Source organism: Enterobacter cloacae complex sp. FDA-CDC-AR_0164 (assembly GCF_003071645.1).
Lineage (GTDB): Bacteria > Pseudomonadota > Gammaproteobacteria > Enterobacterales > Enterobacteriaceae > Enterobacter > Enterobacter ludwigii.
This window is the reverse complement of sequence record NZ_CP028950.1, coordinates 215,817-238,264: the sequence shown is the minus strand read 5'-3', so window position 1 is coordinate 238,264 and position 22,448 is coordinate 215,817. Positions and strand designations below refer to the sequence as shown.

Below are 22,448 nucleotides of genomic sequence, written 5' to 3'. Positions count from 1 at the left end.
CTCCCTTTCATTGGGCAGAGGGCCGGGGTGAGGGAAACACATCAGAGGTACATCCCCATGAAATTCCCGCTCCTGTTTGTCCTCCTCGCCCTCTTTCAACCCGCGTTTGCTGCTGCCATTCCGGTTCGCGTGGCGGTTGTGGAGCAAACGACCCACGCAGCTGAACGGCACGTGCCTGGCCGCATTGAAGCCATTCATACCGTCGAGATAAGAGCGCGCACGGAAGGCGTGATTACCCAGGTTCATTTTCGCGACGGACAATACGTGAAAAAAGGTGACGTGCTGTTTGAACTGGACGATGCCGAGCCACGCGCCGCCGTGCGTCTGGCACAGGCTGAGGTAAAGAGCGCGGAAGCCACGCTGCGTCAGGCGCAGCAGCAGCTTTCACGCTTTGAAAGCCTGGGCAACAGCAATGCCATCAGCCGTCATGACGTGGATAACGCGCGCATGCAGCGCGATGTCGCCAGCGCTGCGCTGGAGCAGGCGAAAGCTCGCCTCGAAACCCGTAACGTGACGCTGGCGTACACGCGCATCACATCGCCGATTGATGGCCGAGTGGGGCACAGCCAGTTCCATGCCGGCAGCCTGGTGAACCCGTCAAGCGGCGTGCTGGTGGATGTCGTGCAGCTTGATCCGATCCGTATCGCCTTTGCGCTGGAAGAGGGGGCGTTTGCCACCAAAGCCGGACAACATGCGGATATCAGCGCCCTGAAGCGCGCCTGGCAGGCGCGGATTGACAGCAATGGTCAGCGCCTGAGCGGTGAACTGACCTCCGTGGACAATCGTATCGACCCGCGTACCGCCAGCGTGATGCTGCGCGCTGAATTTGCCAACCCGCGCCATCAGCTGCTGCCGGGCGGCAATGTGAATGTCTACCTGCGTCCGGCAAGCGCGCAGCCGGTGCTGACAGTGCCCGCTGCGGCGGTACAGCAAAACGGCGAGGGATTCTTTGCCTGGGTGGTTAACGCAGAAGGCAAAGCAGAAAAACGCCCGCTGAAGATTGCCGGACAGATTGGTCAGCAGTTTGAGATTTCATCCGGCTTACATCCCGGTGAGCGAGCGATCACCGACGGTGCCCAGCGCGTACAGCCTGGCGCAGCCGTCCAGATACTGAATTAAGGAGCCATCATGCTGACGTTTTTCATCAAACGCCCGCGCTTCGCGATGGTGATTGCGCTGGTGATAACCCTGCTGGGTGCCATCGCGCTGAAGATTATCCCGGTGGAGCAGTACCCGCAGATCACCCCACCGGTGGTGAATGTCTCCGCCAGCTGGCCCGGTGCCAGTTCGGCTGACGTGGCGGAAGCCATTGCCACGCCTCTGGAGACTCAGCTTAACGGCGTGGATCACATGCTCTATATGGAATCCACCAGTTCCGATGAAGGTGCCTACAGCCTGAACATCACATTTGCGGCAGGGACCGATCCGGATCTGGCCGCCATCGACGTGCAAAACCGCGTGGCGCAGGCTGTGGCGCAATTGCCCACCGAGGCGCAGCAAAACGGCGTGCAGGTGCGTAAACGCGCTACCAATCTGATGATGGGGGTAAGCCTTTACTCACCGGACAATACCCACACGCCGCTTTTCGTCAGTAACTACGCCAGCACGCAGGTGCGTGAAGCGCTGGCGCGTTTGCCGGGCGTCGGGCAGGTGCAGATGTTTGGCGCACGCGACTACAGCATGCGTATCTGGCTGCGTCCGGATCGCATGAACGCCCTGAACGTGACCACCGATGACGTGGCTCAGGCGTTACGCGAGCAGAACGTCCAGGGGGCGGCAGGCCAGGTCGGAACGCCGCCGGTATTTAACGGCCAGCAGCAAACCCTGACGATTAACGGCCTGGGGCGTTTAAATCAGGCTGAGGACTTTGCAGACATCATTATCCGTGCAGGGGAGATGGGCCAGCTGGTGCGCCTGAAAGATGTCGCCACGATTGAACTGGGGTCGCGCAGCTACAGCTCCGGCGCCCAGCTGAACGGGCATGACTCGGCCTATCTTGGCATCTACCCTACGCCGTCCGCCAACGCCCTGCGCGTAGCCGATGCGGTTCGCGCGGAGCTGGCGCGACTCTCCGCACGCTTCCCGGACGATCTGACCTATGAAGTAAAATTCGATACCACCACCTTCGTCGCTGCGACCATCAAGGAGATTGGCGTCTCGCTGGCGCTGACCCTGCTCGCCGTCGTGGTGGTGGTTTCCTTATTTCTGCAGAGCTGGCGTGCGACGCTGATTGTGGCGCTCGCCATTCCAGTGTCGCTGGTCGGCACCTTTGCGGTGCTCTATACCCTCGGTTATTCGGCCAACACGCTCAGCCTGTTCGCCATTATTCTGGCGCTTACCATGGTGGTGGATGACGCCATTGTGGTGGTGGAGAGCGTTGAAACGCTGATGGCGGAAGGGCAAAGCCGCACGGCGGCTACCGCACAGGCGCTGCGCCAGATTGCCGGGCCGGTGATTGCCACCACCCTGGTGCTGCTGGCGGTGTTTGTGCCGGTGGCGCTGCTGCCGGGGATCGTGGGGGAGTTGTATCGCCAGTTCGCGGTCACGCTCTCCACCGCCGTCACGCTCTCAAGCCTGGTGGCGCTGACCCTGACGCCAGCGCTCTGTGCGCTGTTGCTGCGCCCGCGCCCGAAGAAGCCAGCCGCGGTTTACCGCGTTTTCAACCGCGGACTGGAAACCACGCGCACCGTTTATACCCGCATCGTTAACTGCATTACCCTCCGTCCGTGGCTGGTGCTGCTGGCAACGGCTGGCGCGGCGGGCGTGGTGGTGTTCAGCTTTATGTCGATGCCAAAGGGCTTCCTGCCGCAGGAAGATCAGGGCTACTTCTTCGCCAGCGTGCAACTGCCGGAAGCGGCGTCGCTGGAGCGTACTGAAGCGGTGATGACCACCGCGCGGGAGCTTATCGCCAGACACCCTGCGGTCGAGGATGTGATTCAGGTCTCCGGTTTTAATATTCTCAACGGTACCAGCGCGTCTAACGGCGGGTTTATCTCCATCATGCTGAAGACATGGGGGGAGCGTCCGCCGCTTGATGAGGTGATGGGAACGCTGCAGCTTCAGCTGCTGGCGCTGCCGGAAGCGACCATCATGACCTTCGCCCCGCCGACGTTGCCGGGGCTGGGCAACGCCTCCGGCTTCGACCTGCGTATTCAGGCCCAGGCGGGGCAAAGCCCGGCGGAGCTGGAACGCGTTACCCGCAACGTTCTGATAAAAGCTAACCAGCATCCGCAGCTTAACCGGGTGTTTACCACCTGGAGCAGCAACGTGCCGCAGCTGACGCTGACCGTTGATCGCGAGCGCGCTGCCCGCCTCGACGTGCCGGTCTCGCGCATCTTCAGCAGCCTGCAAACCGCCTTTGGCGGCACGCGTGCCGGGGATTTTAGCGTTAACAACCGCGTCTACCACGTGGTGGTACAGAACGAAATGCAGTGGCGCGAGCGTGCCGGGCAAATCAGCGAATTGTTCGTGCGCAGCAATAACGGTGAGCGGGTGCGTCTGAGTAATCTTGTCACGATTACCCCGACCGTTGGCGCACCGTTCCTGCAGCAGTACAACCAGTTCCCGTCGGTGTCAGTGAGCGGGTCGGCGGCAGACGGCGTGAGCAGCAGCACGGCGATGGCCGTGATGAGCGAGCTTCTGGCGGAAAACCTGCCTGCCGGGTACGACTATGCCTGGAGCGGGATGTCTTATCAGGAGCAGCAGACCGGAAATCAGGCCATCTGGATTGTCCTGGCCGCGGTGGTTATGGCGTGGCTGTTCCTTGTCGCGCAGTATGAGAGCTGGACGCTGCCCGCGAGCGTGATGCTCTCAGTCCTGTTCGCCATCGGGGGCGCGCTGGTGTGGCTGTGGATCGCGGGATACGCCAACGATGTGTATGTGCAGATTGGCCTGGTGCTGTTAATCGCGCTGGCGGCCAAGAACGCGATCCTGATCGTCGAGTTTGCCCGCGCACGGCGTCATGAGGGGATGGCGATTGTCGATGCGGCCCGTGAAGGCGCCTCCCGCCGCTTCCGGGCGGTGATGATGACGGCGGTGTCATTTATTATCGGTGTGCTGCCGATGATGCTGGCGTCCGGGGCAGGGGCGCAGAGCCGCCGCATCATTGGCACCACGGTGTTCAGCGGGATGCTGGTGGCCACCGTGGTCGGCATTCTGTTTATCCCGGCGCTGTTTGTGCTGTTCCAGCGCCTGCGTGAGTGGGGGCATCGCCTTACGGACTCGTCGCCCACAGCTCGCAATGTTTCTGAACCAGAGAAATAAGCGAACCGCCGTCTGCGATAAAATCGCGCATGCGCTGCGCCTCGCTCTTGCCCTGTTTTAACATCAGGGCTATTTCCTTAATCGCGCTCGTCGCGCCGAGCTTCTCGGCCGACGGCGCAACCTGCTCCAGCAGCCACGCAATATCTTCCGCCACGGTTTTGTGCTCACCAGTCTGCACGTCTGTCAGAATGCCCTCTAACCCATAACGACATGCCTGAAAACGGTTAAAGCGGTACAGCAGAAAATCCTTTTCCTGATGCTTATAGGGCCGCGTGGTCAGCAGCCAGTGAGACGTCGCCTGAATCAACCCGGCGATGTTGATCGCGTGGCCGAGCGTCAGCGGTGTATCCATCACCCGCACCTCGACCGTGCCAAAATGCGGGCTGGGGCGAATATCCCAGTGCAAATCTTTAATGCTGTCGATCATGCTGGTGGCGCTCAGACGACGAAACAGCCCTTCGAACTCCTGCCAGTTGTTCACCCACGGCATCTGTCCATTATCCGGAAATCCCGAGAAGATATTGAGTCGCGACGAGGCGAACTTTGTGTCCGTACCCTGCATATAGGGTGAGGACGCCGCCAGAGCAATAAAGTGGGGGACAAAGCGCGACAAACCATGCAGCAGATAAATAGCGTCGTCGCCGGTCCGACACCCGATATGCACGTGCTGGCCGAATACCGTCGCCTGCAAAATCAGATAGCCAAACCGTTCGAGCGTGACGTTATAGCGCTCGTCATCGCACACCTCCTGACGCTGCCACTTCTGGAAAGGGTGCGTCCCACCGCCGCAGATCTGAATATGCTGCTCCGCAGCGGCGCGCAGAATACTTTGCTGCATCACCGAGATTTGTGCGGCGGCCTGATCAATGTTCTGACACACGCCGGTGGCGATTTCGAGCATGCTCTCGGTGATATCGTGCTTCACTTCCCCACCTTTGATGTCGTCTTTGACGGCAGCGATAAGGGCGGAGGAGTCCTGGCTCAGATCGTACCCCGGCGGGTTAACCACCTGCAGTTCAAGTTCAATACCAAGGGTATAAGGTTCAGAGGAATGGAAATCGGGTAATGGCATGGTGCACTCCGTTGTCGTAGATGAAATGAGTATAGACAACGGGTATGGCTCCCACTTCAGGCGGTGGTATAAAGGGACGTGTGGCGGCTATGCTGAACGCCACGGCACACTGATTAGGGCTTTAGCGACCAGGGGAGTTAACAATGTCTGACTATCCAACCATTGCGCTGATTGGACCCGGTGCAATCGGAACCACTATCGCTGCGGTGCTGCATGAGGCTGGCCGCACGCCGCAACTGTGCGGACGTACCGCACACCCGCAATTACGTTTGCGGCACGATGAGGGTGAAATCGTGGTACCCGGTCCGGTATTAACCGATCCGACGGTCATCGATCGTCCGTACGATCTGGTTTTTATCGCAGTGAAAACGACCCAGAACGCCGACAGCGCGGGATGGCTGAACGCGCTGTGCGATGAAAACACGGTGGTCTGCGCGCTGCAAAACGGCGTCGAGCAAAAAGGCCAGCTGGCACCGTGGGTCAATGGCGCGACGGTACTGCCGTCGGTGGTCTGGTTCCCGGCACAGCGTGAGCCGGATGCCTCCGTCTGGCTGCGGGCCAGTCCGCGGTTGACGCTGCCGGATGTGCCGCAGGCAAAACGGGTGGCTGATGCGCTGAACGGCACGCGCTGCGCGGTAGACTTGTCGGCAGATTTTCTTACCGTCGCATGGCGCAAGCTGCTGCAAAATGCGGTTGCAGGCCTGATGGTGCTTGCGAATCGTCGTGCCGGGATGTTCTCCCGTGAGGATATCAGCGAGCTGGCGCTGGCGTATCTGCGCGAGGGGCTTGCCGTGGCCCGAGCAGAAGGGGCGGTGCTGCACGATGACGTTGCGCAGGAGATCCTGGCGAATTTCCAGCGCGCGCCTGCCGATTTAGGCACGTCTATCCTCGCCGATCGTCAGGCCAACCGTCCCATGGAGTGGGATATCCGCAACGGCGTGATCCAGCGCTACGGTCGTGCCCACGGAATTCCCGTTCCGATTAGCGATGTGCTGGTTCCTCTGCTTGCTGCAGGCAGCGAAGGGCCGGGTTAACGGCCGCTGACTTTTCGTTCGGCAAAATAGTGCGCGGGCGTGGTGCCCATGGCTTTCCTGAACATGGTGATAAACGCATTCACGGATTCATACCCAAGCGTTGTCGCCACGTTCTGGACCGGGACACCGCTTGCCAGCTCCTGCAGGGCAATAATCAATTGCAGCTGCTGACGCCAGCGGCCAAAGCTCAGCCCGGTCTCGCGCGCCATCAAACGTGCAAAGGAGCGCTCGCTCAGCGCCAGCCGTTTCGCCCATGCTTTCAGGGTGCTTCTGTCGTCAGGATGGCTGACCAGCGCGTCGGCCATGGCGCGTATTTTGGGATGGGCTGAAACGGGCAGGCTCAGCTTCTGCTGCGGCATGCTGGCGAGCTCATCAAGCGTCACTCTGGTCAGCCGCGCGGCATGGCTCTCTGGCGGATAATCAACGCGTTCATGCGTCAAACGGTCAACCAGCGCTTTGATTAACGGGGAAATGGCCAGCGTGCAGCATTTCTCCGGCAGCGCGGCGGCACCGGGCTCAATAAACAGATAGTTGAGATGAGCATTCCAGGTCGCTTTGGCGCTGTGTGCGATCCCGCCAGGGATCCAGACGGCACAGTCTGGCGGCACGATCCAGATATCATTTTCCGCATGACAAATCACCGCGCCATACAAAGCAATAATCAGCTGCCCCTTACGGTGGGTGTGCACCGGCACTTCCGCGGCGTACTCCACGAAATCCAGATGTCGGGCTACGGCCGGGCATGCGGTGGCGTCAGGATCGAAGAGCGTATTGGCAAGTTGAGGTTTCACGTTTCTGGCAACATTTAGGTATTTTTTGACAGAATAGAGTATTTAAGCGGGTTCGCAAGCCAGTAATAATTCTGGCATGAACACATTAAACGCTTTTCATTTTCATTCGTGGCGCGCCATGCGTGAGCGCTTATCTCCCGTGCTGCATAACGATGCCAGCGCGCTGCTCTATTCCGCGAGAAGTTTTGCAGCGGCGATGCTCGCTTACTACATTGCGCTGTCGATAGGCCTCGAACGTCCATCGTGGGCCATTATTACCGTCTATATCGTGTCGCAGACGTCGGTGGGGGCCTCGCTGAGCAGAAGTCTCTATCGTCTGGCCGGCACCGTTGTGGGGGCCTGCGCCACCGTTGCCATCGTACCTGCCTTCGTCAATATGCCGATCCTCTGCAGCGTGATGCTGTCGGGCTGGATCACGTTCTGCCTCTATTTATCTCTGCTGGAGCGCACCCCGCGGGCGTATGCCTTTGTGCTGGCCGGGTACACTGCGAGCCTGATTGGTTTTCCTGCGGTATCTGACCCCGGCGGGATTTTTAATATCGCCATTATCCGTGTGCAGGAGATTGTCATTGGGATCTTCTGCGCGGCGCTGATACATCGCTATGTGTTACCCGCGCGTATCTCCGGCCTGTTCAACAGTAAGTTATCGCAAACCCTGCACGCCGCGCGTGTGCGGGTGGCTGACACCCTCGCAGGCAAACCCGTCGCGGTTTCAGACCCGCTGCATCTGGCGCTGGCGCTGCAGTTTCTGCAGGGCATAAGCCACCATATTCCGTATGATTTTGCCCTGTCTGCTCCGGTGCGGCAGGGCAGAAAGGCTATCCATGACCGACTGGCGCGGCTGGTCATCGTCAACTGTGAATTACGCGATCGCTTACCGGCGACGGTGCCTGCCGGGTTGCAGGTATTGCTCGACGACGTTCAGGCCTGGCTGGGGGATGAAGATGCTGCACGCCACAGCACGGCAGATGCGTTAATAGCACGCAGTGAACAGCTCGCAGAGCGCTACGCTGCACAGGCCCGGACGATGAACGACGCGCTGCTGGCCAGTTTTGTCCGTTATCTGACGCAGGCCATTACGCTGTTGCAGCAGTGCGAACGTCTTTCTGATGCCATCCACCATGCGAAGCCCGCCCACGGACTGACGGCGGGCAGGGCAGTTAAAGGGTATGTTTTTCACCGCGATCCTCTTACTGCCGCCCGCACCGCGCTGGGCGCGTTCGCCATTATCCTGAGCGGCTGCCTGGTGTGGATCTTCTCCGCCTGGCCCGATGGCAGCACGGCGGTCTCTATCCTTGGGGTCTGCTGCACGCTGTTTGGCAGTTTCGACACCCCGGCTCCGCACATAGTGAAATACATTATTGGCTCGTTCTGGGGCGTATTGATTAGCCTGCTGTACAGCTTTGCGCTGCTTCCGCAGGTGAGCGATTTCCCCGTGCTGGTGGCCGTGCTGGCGCCGGTATATCTGCTGGCCGGGTCGCTTCAGGCACGTCCTCCCAACACGTTTATGGCGATGGGGATCACCCTGACGCTGCCGGTATTGTGCGAGCTGGGTGCCCACTACAGCGGAGACTTTGCCACGGCGGCCAATTCCGCCATTGCGCTGTTTGCCGCAACCGGCTTTGCTGTTATCAGCATGAGCCTGCTGCAAACCGTGCAGGCCGACGCGGCCATCGCACGTCTGCACACGCTGTGCCAGCGCGATATTCGTCGCAGCGTGAAGGGCACGCTTCTGCTGGATGAGACGCATTGGACCAATCTGATGATTGACCGCGCTGCCCTGTTACTGCCGCGCCTGCAGCGTAGCGGGCGTGCCTCAGAGCAGGTGCTTAACCCGCTGCTGCGCGCGCTGCGCATCGGCCTTTCGGTGATGCATTTACGCCGCTGCGATATGCCCGCGAGCAGAGAGATCAGCGCGCGCCTGTATCACCTGAACGACACCGACGCCTTGCGTGAACACATCGCCGACCACATCCGCCTCTGTTTGCCTGCCGCAGATGCACAAACGCGCCAGTTTGTCGGCCATCTGGTGGATTTGCATTGCGCATTACGGAGGGCAGACGATGGTCAATGATCTGAATATCGGGGGCGTTTTTATCCCGGGACTGCTTGTCACCGCGCTCGCGGCGCTGGCCTGCACGCTGGCACTCATCGCGCTTTTATCGCTCAGCAGGCTCTACCGTCGTTTGCCTTTTCGCCCGCTGCTGGACGTTTCAACTTATCTGGTCACCTTTTTCCTGCTGATGCAGGGCCTGACCGCGCTGGGGTTATTTAGATGAAATCACTACTCTCTCTGGTCGGTCGCTATGCGCTGACGTTATGTGCCGTCGCGGCGACCACGCTTCTGGCTTTTATGATGTGGAAACATTATGCGCAAACGCCCTGGACCCGCGACGGCCGGGTGCGGGCGGATGTGGTACAGATTGCGCCGGACGTATCCGGGCCGGTAATCCGCGTGGCCGTCCGGGATAACCAGTGGGTTAACCGGGGCGATGTGCTCTACGCTATCGACCCGCACTGGCTCACGCTGGCGGTGGCCAGCGCGCAGGCGGAGGTGGAATCCAGACGGCATGAGATGGTGATGCGACAGGATGCCGCCAGACGACGCTCACAGATTAAAGCCGCGATATCCAGCGAGGATTTGCAGCAAACGGGCAGCGCCGCGAACGTCGCGGTGGCGAATTATCACGGTGCGCTGGCTGCGCTGGAGCTGGCCGAGCTTAATTTGTCCCACGCCACCGTACGGGCTCCCGTCTCGGGTTATATCACCCATCTGCGGCTTCGCCCGGGGGACTATGCCACCGCGGGGGAGACTAAGGTCGCCATCGTCGATGCGCACAGTTTCTGGGTGGTGGGATATTTCGAGGAGACCAAACTTCGCCATATTCGCGTTGGGGACACGGCGCATATCGTGTTGATGGGCTATGAACCGGTGATTGCCGGGCATGTTGAGAGCATCGGCCATGGGATCGGTGATAACAACGATGAGACGGGCGGGCTTGGGCTTCCCGACGTCGAGCCGACGTTTAGCTGGGTGCGGCTGGCGCAGCGCGTCCCGGTGCGCATACATATTGATGCATTGCCGAAGGGGATTGAGCTGGTAGCCGGGTTGTCGGCGAGCGTGGAGGTGGTGCGTTGAGGGCGACGGGAGCCCCTGTTTATATTGCGGCATAACGGCGATACCAGGGCAAATATCCTGCACCCTGACGCTTATTGGATATACTTCATGTGGCAGGTTGTGCTGTTTCCGGATTTTTCAGCCAGAGCGGAGACACCGCATCGTACATCCTGCAACGGGATCCAATGAAAATGTTCACCATGAAACAGTTATGGAGGTGTGGAAGATGGGATTATTAAGTTTTGTGAAAGAAGCGGGCGAGAAAATCTGGGATGCTGTATCCGGCGGTAGCAAGGAAGATCAGGCTGACAAGCTGAAAAAACATATTGATAGTCTTAACCTGCCTGGTGCCGAAAAGGTCAACATTAATGTCGCGGACGACGGTACGGCGACGGTGACCGGCGACGTGGGCTCCCAGGAAGATAAAGAAAAAATTCTGGTGGCGGTAGGTAACGTCACCGGGATTGGCCAGGTCAATGATAGCGTGACCGTCACCCAAAGCGGGGTGGAAAGCCGCTATTACACGGTGAAATCCGGCGATACCCTGAGCGCCATCTCAAAAGCGATGTATGGCTCTGCCAATGAGTATCAGCGTATTTTTGAAGCCAATAAACCGATGCTGACGCATCCCGACAAAATCTACCCGGGTCAGGTACTGATTATCCCGGCTAAGTAAGCCGTCAATCAGGACGTGTTAGCGATGTTTGTAGGGAGTCTGTGATGGGATTATTAGATCAAATCGGCAGCCTGGCCGGCGGGCAGGGCGGTAAGACGGAGCAACTCCAGGCGATCATGACCTGGATTGAGCAGCAGGGCGGCATTCAGGGGATCCTCGAAAAATTCCGCAATGGCGGCCTGGGCGGCGTTGTCGAGTCGTGGCTTAGCCAGCAGAGTAATCAGTCGGTGAGCAGCGAACAGATCACATCGGTGTTTGGATCGCCAGCGCTGCAGGATCTTGGCGCGAAACTGGGCGTGGATTCTCAAACCGCGTCGACGCTGATTGCTGAATACCTGCCTAAAATCGTCGATGGCCTTTCACCACAGGGCGAAGCCCCGGCCCAGGGCGACCTGATGTCTGCGGGACTTAATCTGCTCAAAGGTAAGTTCCTGAGTTAGTGCAATCCACGGCGTGATGACGCCGTGTACATACCAGGCCTGTATTCAGGCCTGGTATGTAGTATCAGGCTTAATGGGAAGAGACAAATATCGACGCCTGCTGCACAGGCGGAACGGCGAAATTACGCTGCATGCGTTTTATTTCCTCTGCGGGTGGCAAACCAAACAGCCGTTTGAATTCACGATTAAACTGCGACGGACTTTCATAACCGACGGCGTAGCTCGCGGCGGCGGCGGTAATATGCTGACGCACCATCAACATCCTTGCCTGGTGCAGGCGCACCGATTTCACATACTGCATCGGCGGCATACGGGTTATCGCTTTGAAATGGGTGTGAAACGTCGGCACACTCATTCCAGCCTCCATCGCCAGTTGATTAAGCGTTAACGGCTCAGCGTAGGCGGCATGGATGTACTGCAGTACCTTGCCAATTTTGCCGAACTGCCCGTGTAAGGCCAGCGCGGCGCGCATGGCCTTGCCCTGGGGCCCCGTCAGGACGCGGAAATAGAGCTCTCGCACCCGCGCCGGGCCGAGGATCGCCGCCTCAAGCGGATTGTTCAGTACTTCAAGCAGGCGCAGCACGGCCGTTTTTACCGCGTCGTCCATCAGGCTCGACATCATGCTTTGTGGCGCAGCGGGAGGATGTGGGGCGTGATGCTGCTCAATCTGCAACATCAGTTCAGCGGCAAGCTGAAAATCCAGATGCAGATATATCGCCAATAAGGGGTGTTCTGCCGACGCGTCGGTTTCCATCACAAACGGCACCGGAACCGACACGGCCAGATAGTGCTGTTCATCATACAGATAGGTCTGCTGACCGAAAAAGCCGCGTTTGCTGCCCTGGCAGACAATCACAATCCCCGGATCGTAAAGCACGGGCGTGCGCGCAAGCGGGCGGTCGGCACGCAAAATTCGCACATCAGGCAACGCCGTCAGGTTGTACCCCTCCTGCACCGCCAGTGCTTTTACTAAGGTAATCATCCCGGACATCACTGCACCTCATAAAATCAGGCAATAAAAAGAGAAAATACGGCCTAAAAATACGGCAGGGCAGAGAATACCATGCAACCTTCACTGTTCATGGGAGTAATTTATGGCATCTGCAAAAACAATCTTAATCACCGGCGTTAGCAGCGGCTTTGGTCGTGCTCTGGCGGAGGAAGCCCTCGCCGCAGGCCATCGGGTCGTGGGGACCGTGCGCACCCCCGAAGCAAAGCAGGCATTCGAGGCACTCGATACGCAGCGGGCATTCGGCTACCTGCTTGATGTCACGGACTATGCGCACATTGATGAAGTGGTTACGCAGAGTGTATCTACCGTCGGCCCGATTGATGTCCTTGTGAACAATGCCGGTTACGGTCACGAAGGCATACTGGAAGAGTCCTCGCTCGCAGACATGCGCCGCCAGTTTGAGGTGAATGTGTTTGGCGCCGTCGCGATGATCAAAGCCGTGCTGCCGGGCATGCGCCAGCGTCGTCACGGCCATATTCTTAATATCACCTCGATGGGCGGTTTCATCACTCTGCCCGGCATCAGCTATTACTGTGGCAGTAAATTTGCGCTCGAAGGCATATCAGATACGCTGAGCAAAGAGCTTGCTCCGTTCAACATACATGTCACTGCGGTGGCACCGGGCTCGTTTCGCACCGACTGGGCAGGACGTTCGATGGTACGCAGCGCGCGCAGCATCCCGGACTATGACGCGTTATTCGATCCTGTCCGCCAGGCTCGTCAGGAAAAAAGTGGTCAGCAACTCGGCGACCCCGTAAAAGCGGCGCGCGCCATGCTGGCTATCATTGAGAGCCAGAACCCGCCGACGCATTTATTGCTTGGCAGTGATGCTTTGAGTTTAGTGCGGGAAAAGCTCGCGCGTTTAGGTGAGGAAATCGATCGCTGGGAAGCGTTAACACGTTCAACGGACGGCTGAGCGGCGAACACGGGAACATGATTACAGGCCGGTTTGCCACCGGCCAGTACGGGTCGCGGTGAAAGCCGCGACACTATGTTGATTGCTGGCGTTCAGGGCAGACGGTACTGCGACGCCATGCCCCGGGGGCCTGGCCATACTGACGCTTAAAGCTGCGGTTGAAGGACTGCTGGGAGTCAAAGCCCAGCGCGATCGCCACGTTCAGGATCGGTTCATCGCTGTGGGTTAAGCGCTCGACCGACTTTTGCAGCTTTTGTGCACGAATATACTCGGCCAGCGGATACCCGGTATGTTCCTTGAATATCCGCTGGAGATGCCATTTCGAGTAGCCTGCGCGCCTGGAAACGGTGTTAATGTCCAGGCGGCTTTCAAGGTTGTTGTCGATCCAGTCGAGTAGATCATGAATAAATGCGTCAGTGTTCATGGTTTCCCCCACGCCGCGTTTTAAAAAGCATTTTTGTCTGTTGCATTTAAAGATGACTCGCTCTGACATTAAATGCAAGTTTTATTGTTGCATTTAAATCCTTGCCGAAAACGCGCCTTTTGCCCCTGAGCCAAATAGCACATAAAGTGTATTAATTATTCTTGCACTAAATCTGACGCCTTCCTACAATCGCCGCGATAGTGTATTCGCAACTGTTACAGTTTTGTGGCGATGAACGACACAAATAGTCTCAAGCCAGTCCGGACAAAGGAAGTGGCGCCGCGTCTCCCGCAGCGTCTTGCCCGGCGGCTACCATTACCGGAATAAAAATAATGAGCCTGCAAAAACCCTGGGTTAACGTTCATCTGACGGCGCTGGGAGCGATGTTCCTCTCCATGCTGCTTGTCGGATGCGATGACGGCGTGGCACAAAATGCCGTCCCACAAGCGCCCGCTGTGAGCGCCGCTGACGTGGTAGTGAAATCCATCAGTCAGTGGGATAGCTTTAACGGCCGGATTGAAGCGGTGGAAAGCGTTCAGCTGCGCCCCCGTGTCTCCGGCTACATTGATAAAGTGAATTACACCGACGGCCAGGAAGTGAAAAAGGGCGAGGTGCTGTTCACTATCGATGACAGAACCTATCGCGCTGCGCTGGAACAGGCGCAGGCCACCTTAACGAGAGCCAAAACGCAGGCCAGCCTGGCGCGCAGTGAGGCTAACCGTACCGATAAACTCGTCAATACCAACGTCGTCTCCCGTGAAGAGTGGGAGCAGCGCCGTTCGGCCGCCGCTCAGGCGCAGGCCGACATTCGCGCCGCGCAGGCAGCAGTTGACGCGGCACAACTTAACCTCGATTTCACCAAAGTGACCGCGCCTATTGATGGCCGCGCCAGCCGCGCGCTGATCACCAGCGGTAATCTGGTCACTGCGGGTGACAGTGCCAGCGTCCTCACCACGCTGGTCTCCCTGAAAACGGTTTACGTCTACTTTGACGTGGATGAGGCAACCTACCTCCACTATCAAAATCTCGCTCGCAGCGGGCAGGGCGCGTCCAGTAATCACCTGGCGCTCCCGGTTGAGATTGGTCTGGTGGGGGAGGAGGGTTATCCCCATCAGGGCAAGGTGGATTTTCTTGATAATCAGTTAACGCCGAGCACCGGCACCATCCGTATGCGCGCGCTGCTGGATAATGCGCAGCGTCAGTTCACGCCAGGACTGTTTGCCCGCGTACGCCTGCCGGGCAGCGCTGAATTCAAAGCCACGCTTGTCGACGATAAAGCGGTGCTGACCGATCAGGATCGCAAGTACGTTTATATCGTTGATAAAGAAGGTAAAGCGCAGCGCCGCGATATCACGCCGGGACGTCTGGCCGCCGGTTTACGTATCGTGCAGCAGGGGCTGAACCCTGGCGATAAAGTCATCGTCGACGGTTTACAAAAAGTGTTTATGCCGGGTATGCCGGTTAACGCGAAAACCGTTCCGATGACCGCCAGCGCCGCGCTTAACTGATCCCTTACCCGAGAATCCGACATATGGACTTTTCCCGCTTTTTTATCGACAGGCCGATTTTCGCCGCAGTACTGTCGATTCTGATTTTCATCACAGGATTAATCGCTATCCCGCTGTTGCCGGTGAGCGAATATCCTGACGTCGTACCGCCAAGCGTGCAGGTGCGCGCGGAGTATCCGGGTGCCAACCCGAAAGTGATTGCAGAAACCGTGGCGACGCCGCTGGAAGAAGCCATCAACGGCGTTGAAAACATGATGTACATGAAATCCGTTGCAGGCTCTGACGGCGTACTGGTAACCACCGTGACGTTCCGCCCGGGTACCGACCCGGATCAGGCGCAGGTTCAGGTGCAAAACCGCGTGTCACAGGCCGAGGCGCGTCTGCCGGAAGATGTACGACGTCTGGGCATTACCACCCAGAAACAATCACCGACGCTGACGCTGGTGGTGCATCTGTTTTCGCCGGGCGGCAAGTACGATTCACTGTATATGCGTAACTACGCCACGCTTAAAGTGAAAGACGAACTGGCGCGTCTGCCGGGCGTGGGTCAGATTCAGATTTTTGGCTCTGGCGAATACGCGATGCGCATCTGGCTGGATCCCGACAAGGTGGCAGCCCGCGGGTTGACGGCCTCGGATGTCGTGACGGCGATGCAGGAGCAAAACGTTCAGGTTTCCGCCGGACAGCTTGGCGCCGAGCCGCTGCCGAAAGAGAGCGATTTCCTGATCTCCATTAACGCCCAGGGGCGTCTGCACACGGAAGAAGAGTTTGGCAATATTATTCTGAAAACGGCGCAAGACGGCTCGCTGGTACGCCTGCGCGACGTGGCGCGTATTGAAATGGGCTCTGGCAGCTATGCGCTGCGTTCCCAGCTCAACAACAAAGACGCGGTCGGGATTGGTATCTTCCAGTCCCCGGGCGCGAACGCCATCGATTTGTCTAACGCCGTGCGCGCGAAAATGAACGAACTGGCCACGCGTTTCCCGGAAGATATGAAATGGGCAGCACCGTACGACCCGACGGTTTTCGTTCGAGATTCCATTCGCGCGGTTGTGCAGACCCTGCTGGAAGCGGTGGTGCTGGTAGTACTGGTGGTGATCCTGTTCCTGCAGACCTGGCGCGCGTCGATTATTCCGCTGATCGCGGTGCCGGTATCGGTTGTGGGGACGTTCAGCATTCTCTACCTGCTTGGCTTCTCACTGAATACCCTGAGTTTGTTCGGGCTGGTGCTGGCTATCGGTATCGTCGTGGATGACGCCATCGTGGTGGTGGAAAACGTCGAGCGAAATATCGAAGAGGGGCTTTCTCCGCTTCAGGCGGCGCATCAGGCGATGCGTGAAGTTTCGGGGCCGATTATCGCGATTGCGCTGGTGCTGTGCGCGGTGTTTGTACCGATGGCGTTCCTCTCCGGGGTAACCGGCCAGTTCTACAAACAGTTTGCGGTGACTATCGCGATTTCGACGGTGATTTCCGCCATCAACTCGCTGACGCTCTCGCCGGCACTGGCAGCGCTGCTGTTAAAACCGCACGGCGCCCCGAAAGACTTCCCGACCCGGCTTATTGATCGTCTGTTTGGCTGGCTGTTCCGTCCGTTTAACCGCTTTTTCCACCGTAGCTCAAACGGTTATCAGGGGCTGGTGGGGAAAACGCTCGGACGCCGTGGCGCGGTGTTTGTTGTTTATGTGCTGCTGCTGTGCGCGGCTGGCGTCATGTTTAAAGCGGTCCCCGGCGGGTTTATACCTACCCAGGATAAGCTGTATTTAATTGGCGGCGTGAAAATGCCGGAAGGTTCTTCACTGGCCCGCACTGATGCGGTGATCCGCAAAATGAGCGAAATCGGGATGAATACCGAAGGCGTGGATTATGCGGTCGCTTTTCCTGGGCTTAACGCGCTGCAGTTCACCAACACGCCGAATACCGGGACGGTCTTCTTTGGTCTGAAACCGTTCGATCAGCGTAAACACACGGCGGCGGAAATTAACGCTGAGATCAATGCCAAAATCGCTCAAATTCAGCAGGGCTTTGGTTTCTCCATTTTGCCACCGCCGATTTTAGGGCTGGGGCAGGGGTCGGGCTATTCGCTGTACATCCAGGATCGCGGCGGTCTGGGCTATGGTGCGCTGCAAAACGCGGTGAACACCATGTCCGGTGCGATTATGCAGACGCCGGGGATGCATTTCCCGATCTCAACCTACCAGGCTAACGTTCCGCAGCTGGATGTGCAGGTTGATCGAGATAAGGCGAAAGCACAGGGCGTGTCGCTGACCGATCTGTTCGGTACGCTGCAAACCTATCTGGGATCGTCTTATGTGAACGATTTTAACCAGTTCGGGCGTACCTGGCGCGTGATGGCGCAGGCCGACGGGCCGTTCCGTGACAGCGTGGAAGACATTGCAAATTTGCGCACCCGTAATAATCAGGGCGAAATGGTGCCGATCGGCAGTATGGTGAACATCAGCACCACCTACGGGCCGGATCCGGTGATCCGTTATAACGGTTATCCGGCGGCGGATCTGATTGGCGATGCCGATCCGCGCATTCTCTCTTCGGCACAGGCGATGACGCAACTGGACGGAATGTCTAAGCAGATCCTGCCGAACGGGATGAATATTGAATGGACGGATCTAAGCTTCCAGCAGGCCACTCAGGGCAACACGGCGCTGATCGTCTTCCCGGTCGCGGTACTGCTGGCTTTCCTGGTGCTGGCCGCACTGTATGAAAGCTGGACCCTGCCGCTGGCGGTGATCCTGATCGTTCCGATGACGATGCTGTCCGCGCTGTTTGGTGTCTGGCTGACCGGGGGCGATAACAACGTCTTCGTGCAGGTGGGGCTGGTGGTACTCATGGGGCTGGCATGTAAAAACGCCATTCTTATCGTTGAGTTTGCGCGCGAGCTGGAGCTTCAGGGGAAAGGGATTATGGAAGCGGCGCTGGAAGCGTGCCGCCTGCGTTTACGCCCGATTGTGATGACCTCCATCGCCTTTATTGCCGGGACGATTCCGCTGATCCTCGGTCACGGCGCAGGCGCAGAAGTGCGCGGCGTCACCGGGATCACGGTGTTCTCCGGGATGCTGGGCGTGACGCTGTTTGGTCTGTTCCTGACGCCGGTGTTTTACGTGACGCTGCGTAAATTCGTTACGCGCGGCAAACCGGTCAACGACGTTTTACCTGCCTAGGTTTTTACAGGGCACAAAAAAACCGCCTTCTCGTTAAGGCGGTTTTTTTTCGTATCAGGAAGGGCATGGCTACGCTTTTTTATGCAGGCCTTCAATTTCAGGCACCGGATCGCACCCGCTGGTATCGGCTTTTTTGACCTTTTCCAGCGCGCTGGCCACGGTATGTTGAGCCAGAACCTCTAACGAAGCCTGCTCCGCTTCATCGGCGATAGATTTGAAGTACCAGCACGCGTTGGCGCTGACGACGCAGCGAGCCGGTACGTCAGGACGCGACGCCCACAGCTTTTTATCTTCTATGACAGAAACATAGATATCACGCAGGGTGATCTTATCCGCCGGACGACCAAGATGAATAGAACCGTTACGGCCAAGGGTTGAGACGATAATGCCGTCACGCGTAAGCGGAACCATTAACTTGCGGATAAAGCTCGGATTTGCTTCCAGTCCGTAGGCCAGAATCGCACTCGTCGAACGTTCACCCGATTGCTCCGCCATCGCTACGCTGAGAACCATCTGCAAAGCTGTCGGGAAGCGGTAATCTAACATTTCATTGTCCTGGGTTGCGGTGAATCTTGTTCTTTTTGGCACCGCAGAGGTGAATAATCAATAAGTAACAATATAACAAATACGGCAATTTTTTTGAAGCAGACAACGCCTGACCTGGCCCGTAAAAAAGCGTTTACGCTTCGCGTCGAATGGCAGCATAAGACCCATCCATACGCTTTACCGATTGTATAAGCATCGTCTATTTCATCATGGCGACTGATAAAAATATTATGAAAAAATGCTGATCGAATCGCCGCTGATTTTTTGAGCACATAATGGGAATGACATTACCCTCGTCAGAAGAAAAGGAGTCAGACCTATCCTGTCATTCATACATTAAAAAGCGGGAACGGGTCTGGTTTCTGTTTGAGTTGCCCGGCAATCTCGTTGAGTTTCAAGAGTGCTTGCTTTAACTGGCTGAACTCCGTTCCGCCAATACATAACCTGACGCCGTACTGATCCAACTGTTGACCCACTTCAGTTGAGGCCGGTGCTGTCACTTTGATGCCTGTCGCCAGCGCTGCATTGTAGAAAGAGTGCGCGTCATCGCGTGAAAACGGTAACCAGAGATGAAAGCTGGGCAGCCCCGAGCGATAAACGTGCTCCCCTAAAATGTCGATAGCGAGTTGGTAGCGACGCCGGGTTTCGTGTTCAATTGCGAGGGTGACGGTTTCTGCTGTGCCATCAATCAGCCATTGCTCCATGATGGAACTGCTTAGCGGAGAGACCATCATCGCCGTTGCCCTTAGCATGGATTCTGCTCGTGAATACAGCGCCTCCGGTACCAGTAGCCCGCCAATCCGCAATGCTGGATTAAGGATCTTAGATAAGCTATTCACATATAAGGTGATATCGGGGGCGATTTTGGCAATCTGTGGCAATTCTGTCGTGCTCATCAGCCGATAAACATCATCCTCAATAATCTTTATGCCCCTTTCCCGGCAAACCCGAACCAGTTCCTGACGGCGGGCCAGGCTCATAATGCGTGTGGACGGACTTTGTAAGAGCGGCGTGACATAGACAGCACCGCCTTTTTCCGCATTTTCATCGAGGATCTTTTCCAGAACAGAGACATCCATGCCTTCGTCATCCATCGGGATCCCCACTAATGTGAGCTTCAGTAAATGCGACAGCTGAATCAGCCCTGAATAGGTTTGAGCCTCAACGTACAGTCGGCCAAAAGGTTCACAGACCGTAGACAACGCTACAGAGAGCGCATGCTGAGCACCGTTCGTTAAGATGAGATGCTGGTAATCTGCCGGGACACCCAGACGACTGAACCACTGCGCAAGAAGCCGCCGGTGTTCATCATGGCCCGTTGCCGGGGCGTAAGTGTTAAACATATCCATGTCAGGACGCCGGGCGAGGGTGGTGAGTGTCTTACTCAGTGACCGGGAGGTCAGTGCTGCTGGCGGGGTGTTTTGCGACAGGTCGATAAAGGTTCGGCTTCTGGAATTGGCCAGCGCGACAAACATTCCGCTGCCCTTAACGCTTCGAACCAGACCCCGTCTCTCCAGGATCCCATAGGCTTTCGTTACAGTACCCACCGCGATACCGAGCGTATCTGCCAGTTCACGATGCGCCGGAAGGCGCGCGCCGAGCCTCAGCAGGCCTGAAAGGATATCGTCTGACAACGCCTGGACCAGCCGATCGGTAGGGGATGAATTGCCTTCTGCAAGACGGGGTTGCCACGGAGAACGTTCGCGCATGAGATTACCATAAGTGTAATGTGACACTATTTATATTTACTGATAGTGTCACATCTTTTATTCTGGCGCCAGTATTTGAAATAGACGAAATGAGCGAAACGCATGAGTGAACAACGTGTGGATGTCAGTTCTGCCAGACCATTACTGGATAAGAGTGAAACGAAGAAAAAAGAAATCCTTCGTGGCCTGAAAGATGGGTTACCCGTATTACTGGGCGTGATCCCGTTTGCGCTGGTGTTGGGTGCGCAGGCAAGCCATAAGGGGCTCACGCCTCTCGACGTTCCCTTGATGACAGGATTAAATTTTGCCGGCGGGTCTGAATTTGCCGCCATACAAATCTGGACGTCGCCGCCACCTTTTTTACTTATTATGGCCGTAACATTACTGGTAAACAGTCGTCATATTTTAATGGGGGCGACGCTGGTTCCCTTACTTTCTCGTTTTCCAAAACGAAAGGTCTTACCTGCGCTTTTTTTTATGACGGATGAGAGTTGGGCACTCAGTTATAATGACGCGCATTCCAGAAATAACAAAACGGCGCCGCTGTTCAGCATGCCATATTATATGGCGGTCTCTTTATCTTTCTATACGATGTGGGTTTTCTGTACCGCACTCGGTGCGTTAATTGGCCCGGTGCTGGGCGATGTTCACCAGTATGGTTTTGATATGGCCTTTCCGGCGGTCTTTCTTGTGCTGGTCAGAGGCATGTGGAATGGCATTCGTAAAGCCGTGCCCTGGATAATCAGTCTGGTTGTCTCCGTGGCGGTATGTAATTTTATTGCCGGCCTGTGGTACGTCATTGCTGGCCCTTTAGCAGGATTAGCCGTTGCCGCATTTATAGGGGGAGAGGATGCCTGATTATCAGACCTTCATCGCCATCGTATTAATGGCACTCACCACGTATGCAACGCGTGTGACCGCTTATCTTATATTACGAAACCGGGTGCTTACGCCCAGGGCGATGACGGTACTTAAATCGTCTCCCGGTTGTGTCATGCTGGCTTTCATTGCGCCTTTTTTTGCCTCCGGAAATCCCGCAGATCTGATCGCGTTAGGGTTAACGTTGGTTGTTGCAATGCGCTTTTCAATGCCGGTGACGGTGATCTGCGGCGTGATGTTTGCCTTTATACTTCGCTATTATTTAGGGTAAGTTTCCAGACCTGCCGCGCAACCAGAAACAGAACCGACTTCCCACGTTTCATTCCCCGCCGCTGTGCGCGACGTGGTAATGTTGGCGTCGAACAGGTTCTGCGTTGAGGATCCCGCTATGACCACGTTTTATCAACTGACAGCCACCCGTCTGGATGGAGAGCCTGTCGCTATGCTCGACTTCGCTGGCAAGGTGGTGCTGGTCGTGAATACCGCCAGCCAATGTGGCTTCACGCCACAATACGGCGGCCTTGAGGCGCTTTATAAGAAATACGCAGCTCAGGGGCTGGTGGTGCTTGGGTTCCCCTGCAACCAGTTTGGTAAACAGGAGCCCGGCGATGCCGACGACATCGCCAGGACCTGTCACATTCATTACGGTGTGAGCTTCCCGATATTCGAGAAGATCGAGGTCAACGGAGCCGCAGCGCATCCGGTGTTTCGCTATCTGAAAAACGAATTGCCCGGCGTGCTGGGGGGACGAATCAAGTGGAACTTCACCAAGTTCCTGATCGGACGCGACGGTAAACCGCTCAAGCGTTTTGCGCCGATCACCACCCCCGAGAAAATGGAAGCCGCAATCCTTACTGCGCTTGAACGCTAAGTATGGTGGTCAT

20 protein-coding genes are annotated in these 22,448 nt (G+C 57.1%); 14 read left to right on the top strand and 6 right to left on the bottom strand.

Annotated features, from left to right (window positions below; genetic code table 11):
- The first annotated feature begins 57 nt into the window (after positions 1 to 57).
- Both AM410_RS01190 and AM410_RS01185 read left to right on the top strand, forming a co-directional pair.
- Positions 58 to 1,119, top strand: a complete 1,062-nt coding sequence (locus AM410_RS01190; protein ID WP_032681515.1) for an efflux RND transporter periplasmic adaptor subunit — start codon at positions 58 to 60, stop codon at positions 1,117 to 1,119.
- A gap of 9 nt (positions 1,120 to 1,128) precedes the next feature.
- Positions 1,129 to 4,263, top strand: coding sequence for an efflux RND transporter permease subunit (locus AM410_RS01185; protein ID WP_073395657.1), 3,135 nt, complete (start codon positions 1,129 to 1,131; stop codon positions 4,261 to 4,263).
- On the opposite strand, the gene AM410_RS01180 is transcribed toward AM410_RS01185, so the two are convergent.
- A complete protein-coding gene (locus AM410_RS01180) occupies positions 4,214 to 5,335 on the bottom strand; it encodes a YbdK family carboxylate-amine ligase (RefSeq protein WP_073395659.1) in 1,122 nt (373 codons plus the stop codon). The genes AM410_RS01185 and AM410_RS01180 overlap by 50 nt on opposite strands.
- Before the next feature lie 143 nt (positions 5,336 to 5,478).
- Here AM410_RS01180 and AM410_RS01175 point away from each other — a divergent pair, with 143 nt between their 5' ends.
- Positions 5,479 to 6,369 carry an oxidoreductase gene (locus AM410_RS01175; RefSeq protein ID WP_063925388.1) on the top strand — a complete coding sequence of 297 codons (891 nt, stop codon included), beginning with the start codon at positions 5,479 to 5,481 and terminating at the stop codon, positions 6,367 to 6,369.
- Here the strand turns inward: AM410_RS01175 and AM410_RS01170 are convergent.
- Positions 6,366 to 7,160: an AraC family transcriptional regulator gene (locus AM410_RS01170; protein WP_025204769.1), complete on the bottom strand. Its 795-nt coding sequence runs from the start codon at positions 7,158 to 7,160 to the stop codon at positions 6,366 to 6,368. The two genes, AM410_RS01175 and AM410_RS01170, sit on opposite strands and share 4 nt — an antisense overlap.
- A 118-nt stretch (positions 7,161 to 7,278) precedes the next feature.
- Between AM410_RS01170 and AM410_RS01165 the strand changes: the two genes are divergently transcribed.
- The 5 genes from AM410_RS01165 to AM410_RS01145 all read left to right on the top strand — a co-directional run bounded on the left by AM410_RS01165 (position 7,279) and on the right by AM410_RS01145 (position 11,394).
- On the top strand, positions 7,279 to 9,234 hold the full coding sequence (locus AM410_RS01165) for an FUSC family protein (RefSeq protein WP_108647405.1): 1,956 nt from the start codon (positions 7,279 to 7,281) through the stop codon (positions 9,232 to 9,234).
- On the top strand, positions 9,224 to 9,439 hold the full coding sequence (locus tag AM410_RS01160; protein ID WP_020885123.1) for a DUF1656 domain-containing protein: 216 nt from the start codon (positions 9,224 to 9,226) through the stop codon (positions 9,437 to 9,439). The genes AM410_RS01165 and AM410_RS01160 overlap by 11 nt, the downstream gene beginning before the upstream one ends.
- Entirely contained in the window at positions 9,436 to 10,299 is an 864-nt protein-coding gene (locus AM410_RS01155) for an efflux RND transporter periplasmic adaptor subunit (protein WP_047366341.1), read from the top strand. The genes AM410_RS01160 and AM410_RS01155 overlap by 4 nt, the downstream gene beginning before the upstream one ends.
- Before the next feature lie 205 nt (positions 10,300 to 10,504).
- Positions 10,505 to 10,954, top strand: a complete 450-nt coding sequence (lysM, locus tag AM410_RS01150) for a peptidoglycan-binding protein LysM (protein ID WP_020885103.1) — start codon at positions 10,505 to 10,507, stop codon at positions 10,952 to 10,954.
- A gap of 44 nt (positions 10,955 to 10,998) precedes the next feature.
- Positions 10,999 to 11,394, top strand: a complete 396-nt coding sequence (locus AM410_RS01145; protein WP_047357054.1) for a YidB family protein — start codon at positions 10,999 to 11,001, stop codon at positions 11,392 to 11,394.
- Positions 11,395 to 11,464: 70 nt separating this feature from the next.
- Here AM410_RS01145 and AM410_RS01140 read toward each other — a convergent pair whose 3' ends face one another.
- Positions 11,465 to 12,385 carry an AraC family transcriptional regulator gene (locus tag AM410_RS01140; protein WP_108647403.1) on the bottom strand — a complete coding sequence of 307 codons (921 nt, stop codon included), beginning with the start codon at positions 12,383 to 12,385 and terminating at the stop codon, positions 11,465 to 11,467.
- Positions 12,386 to 12,488: 103 nt separating this feature from the next.
- Between AM410_RS01140 and AM410_RS01135 the strand changes: the two genes are divergently transcribed.
- Positions 12,489 to 13,322, top strand: coding sequence for an oxidoreductase (locus AM410_RS01135; protein ID WP_108647401.1), 834 nt, complete (start codon positions 12,489 to 12,491; stop codon positions 13,320 to 13,322).
- 73 nt (positions 13,323 to 13,395) lie between these two features.
- On the opposite strand, the gene AM410_RS01130 is transcribed toward AM410_RS01135, so the two are convergent.
- Positions 13,396 to 13,746, bottom strand: a complete 351-nt coding sequence (locus tag AM410_RS01130) for a helix-turn-helix domain-containing protein (protein WP_032670748.1) — start codon at positions 13,744 to 13,746, stop codon at positions 13,396 to 13,398.
- Positions 13,747 to 14,078: 332 nt separating this feature from the next.
- Here AM410_RS01130 and AM410_RS01125 point away from each other — a divergent pair, with 332 nt between their 5' ends.
- Both AM410_RS01125 and oqxB read left to right on the top strand, forming a co-directional pair.
- On the top strand, positions 14,079 to 15,254 hold the full coding sequence (locus AM410_RS01125; protein WP_014168988.1) for an efflux RND transporter periplasmic adaptor subunit: 1,176 nt from the start codon (positions 14,079 to 14,081) through the stop codon (positions 15,252 to 15,254).
- A gap of 23 nt (positions 15,255 to 15,277) precedes the next feature.
- Positions 15,278 to 18,430, top strand: a complete 3,153-nt coding sequence (oqxB, locus tag AM410_RS01120; RefSeq protein ID WP_020885098.1) for a multidrug efflux RND transporter permease subunit OqxB — start codon at positions 15,278 to 15,280, stop codon at positions 18,428 to 18,430.
- Between the two features lie 69 nt (positions 18,431 to 18,499).
- On the opposite strand, the gene AM410_RS01115 is transcribed toward oqxB, so the two are convergent.
- Together AM410_RS01115 and AM410_RS01110 are read right to left on the bottom strand one after the other, a co-directional pair.
- Positions 18,500 to 18,976 (bottom strand): RrF2 family transcriptional regulator, encoded by a 477-nt coding sequence (locus AM410_RS01115; RefSeq protein WP_020885097.1) that lies wholly within the window; start codon positions 18,974 to 18,976, stop codon positions 18,500 to 18,502.
- 329 nt (positions 18,977 to 19,305) lie between these two features.
- On the bottom strand, positions 19,306 to 20,685 hold the full coding sequence (locus tag AM410_RS01110) for an aminotransferase-like domain-containing protein (protein WP_108647399.1): 1,380 nt from the start codon (positions 20,683 to 20,685) through the stop codon (positions 19,306 to 19,308).
- A 102-nt stretch (positions 20,686 to 20,787) separates the two neighbouring features.
- On the opposite strand from AM410_RS01110, the gene AM410_RS01105 reads away from it, so the two are divergent.
- The 3 genes from AM410_RS01105 to AM410_RS01095 all read left to right on the top strand — a co-directional run bounded on the left by AM410_RS01105 (position 20,788) and on the right by AM410_RS01095 (position 22,435).
- Entirely contained in the window at positions 20,788 to 21,543 is a 756-nt protein-coding gene (locus AM410_RS01105; RefSeq protein ID WP_108647397.1) for an AzlC family ABC transporter permease, read from the top strand.
- A complete protein-coding gene (locus AM410_RS01100; protein WP_032677598.1) occupies positions 21,536 to 21,835 on the top strand; it encodes an AzlD family protein in 300 nt (99 codons plus the stop codon). The genes AM410_RS01105 and AM410_RS01100 overlap by 8 nt, the downstream gene beginning before the upstream one ends.
- A gap of 117 nt (positions 21,836 to 21,952) precedes the next feature.
- Complete coding sequence (locus AM410_RS01095) at positions 21,953 to 22,435, top strand: glutathione peroxidase (protein ID WP_020885093.1); 483 nt, start codon at positions 21,953 to 21,955, stop codon at positions 22,433 to 22,435.
- Positions 22,436 to 22,448 lie beyond the last annotated feature (13 nt).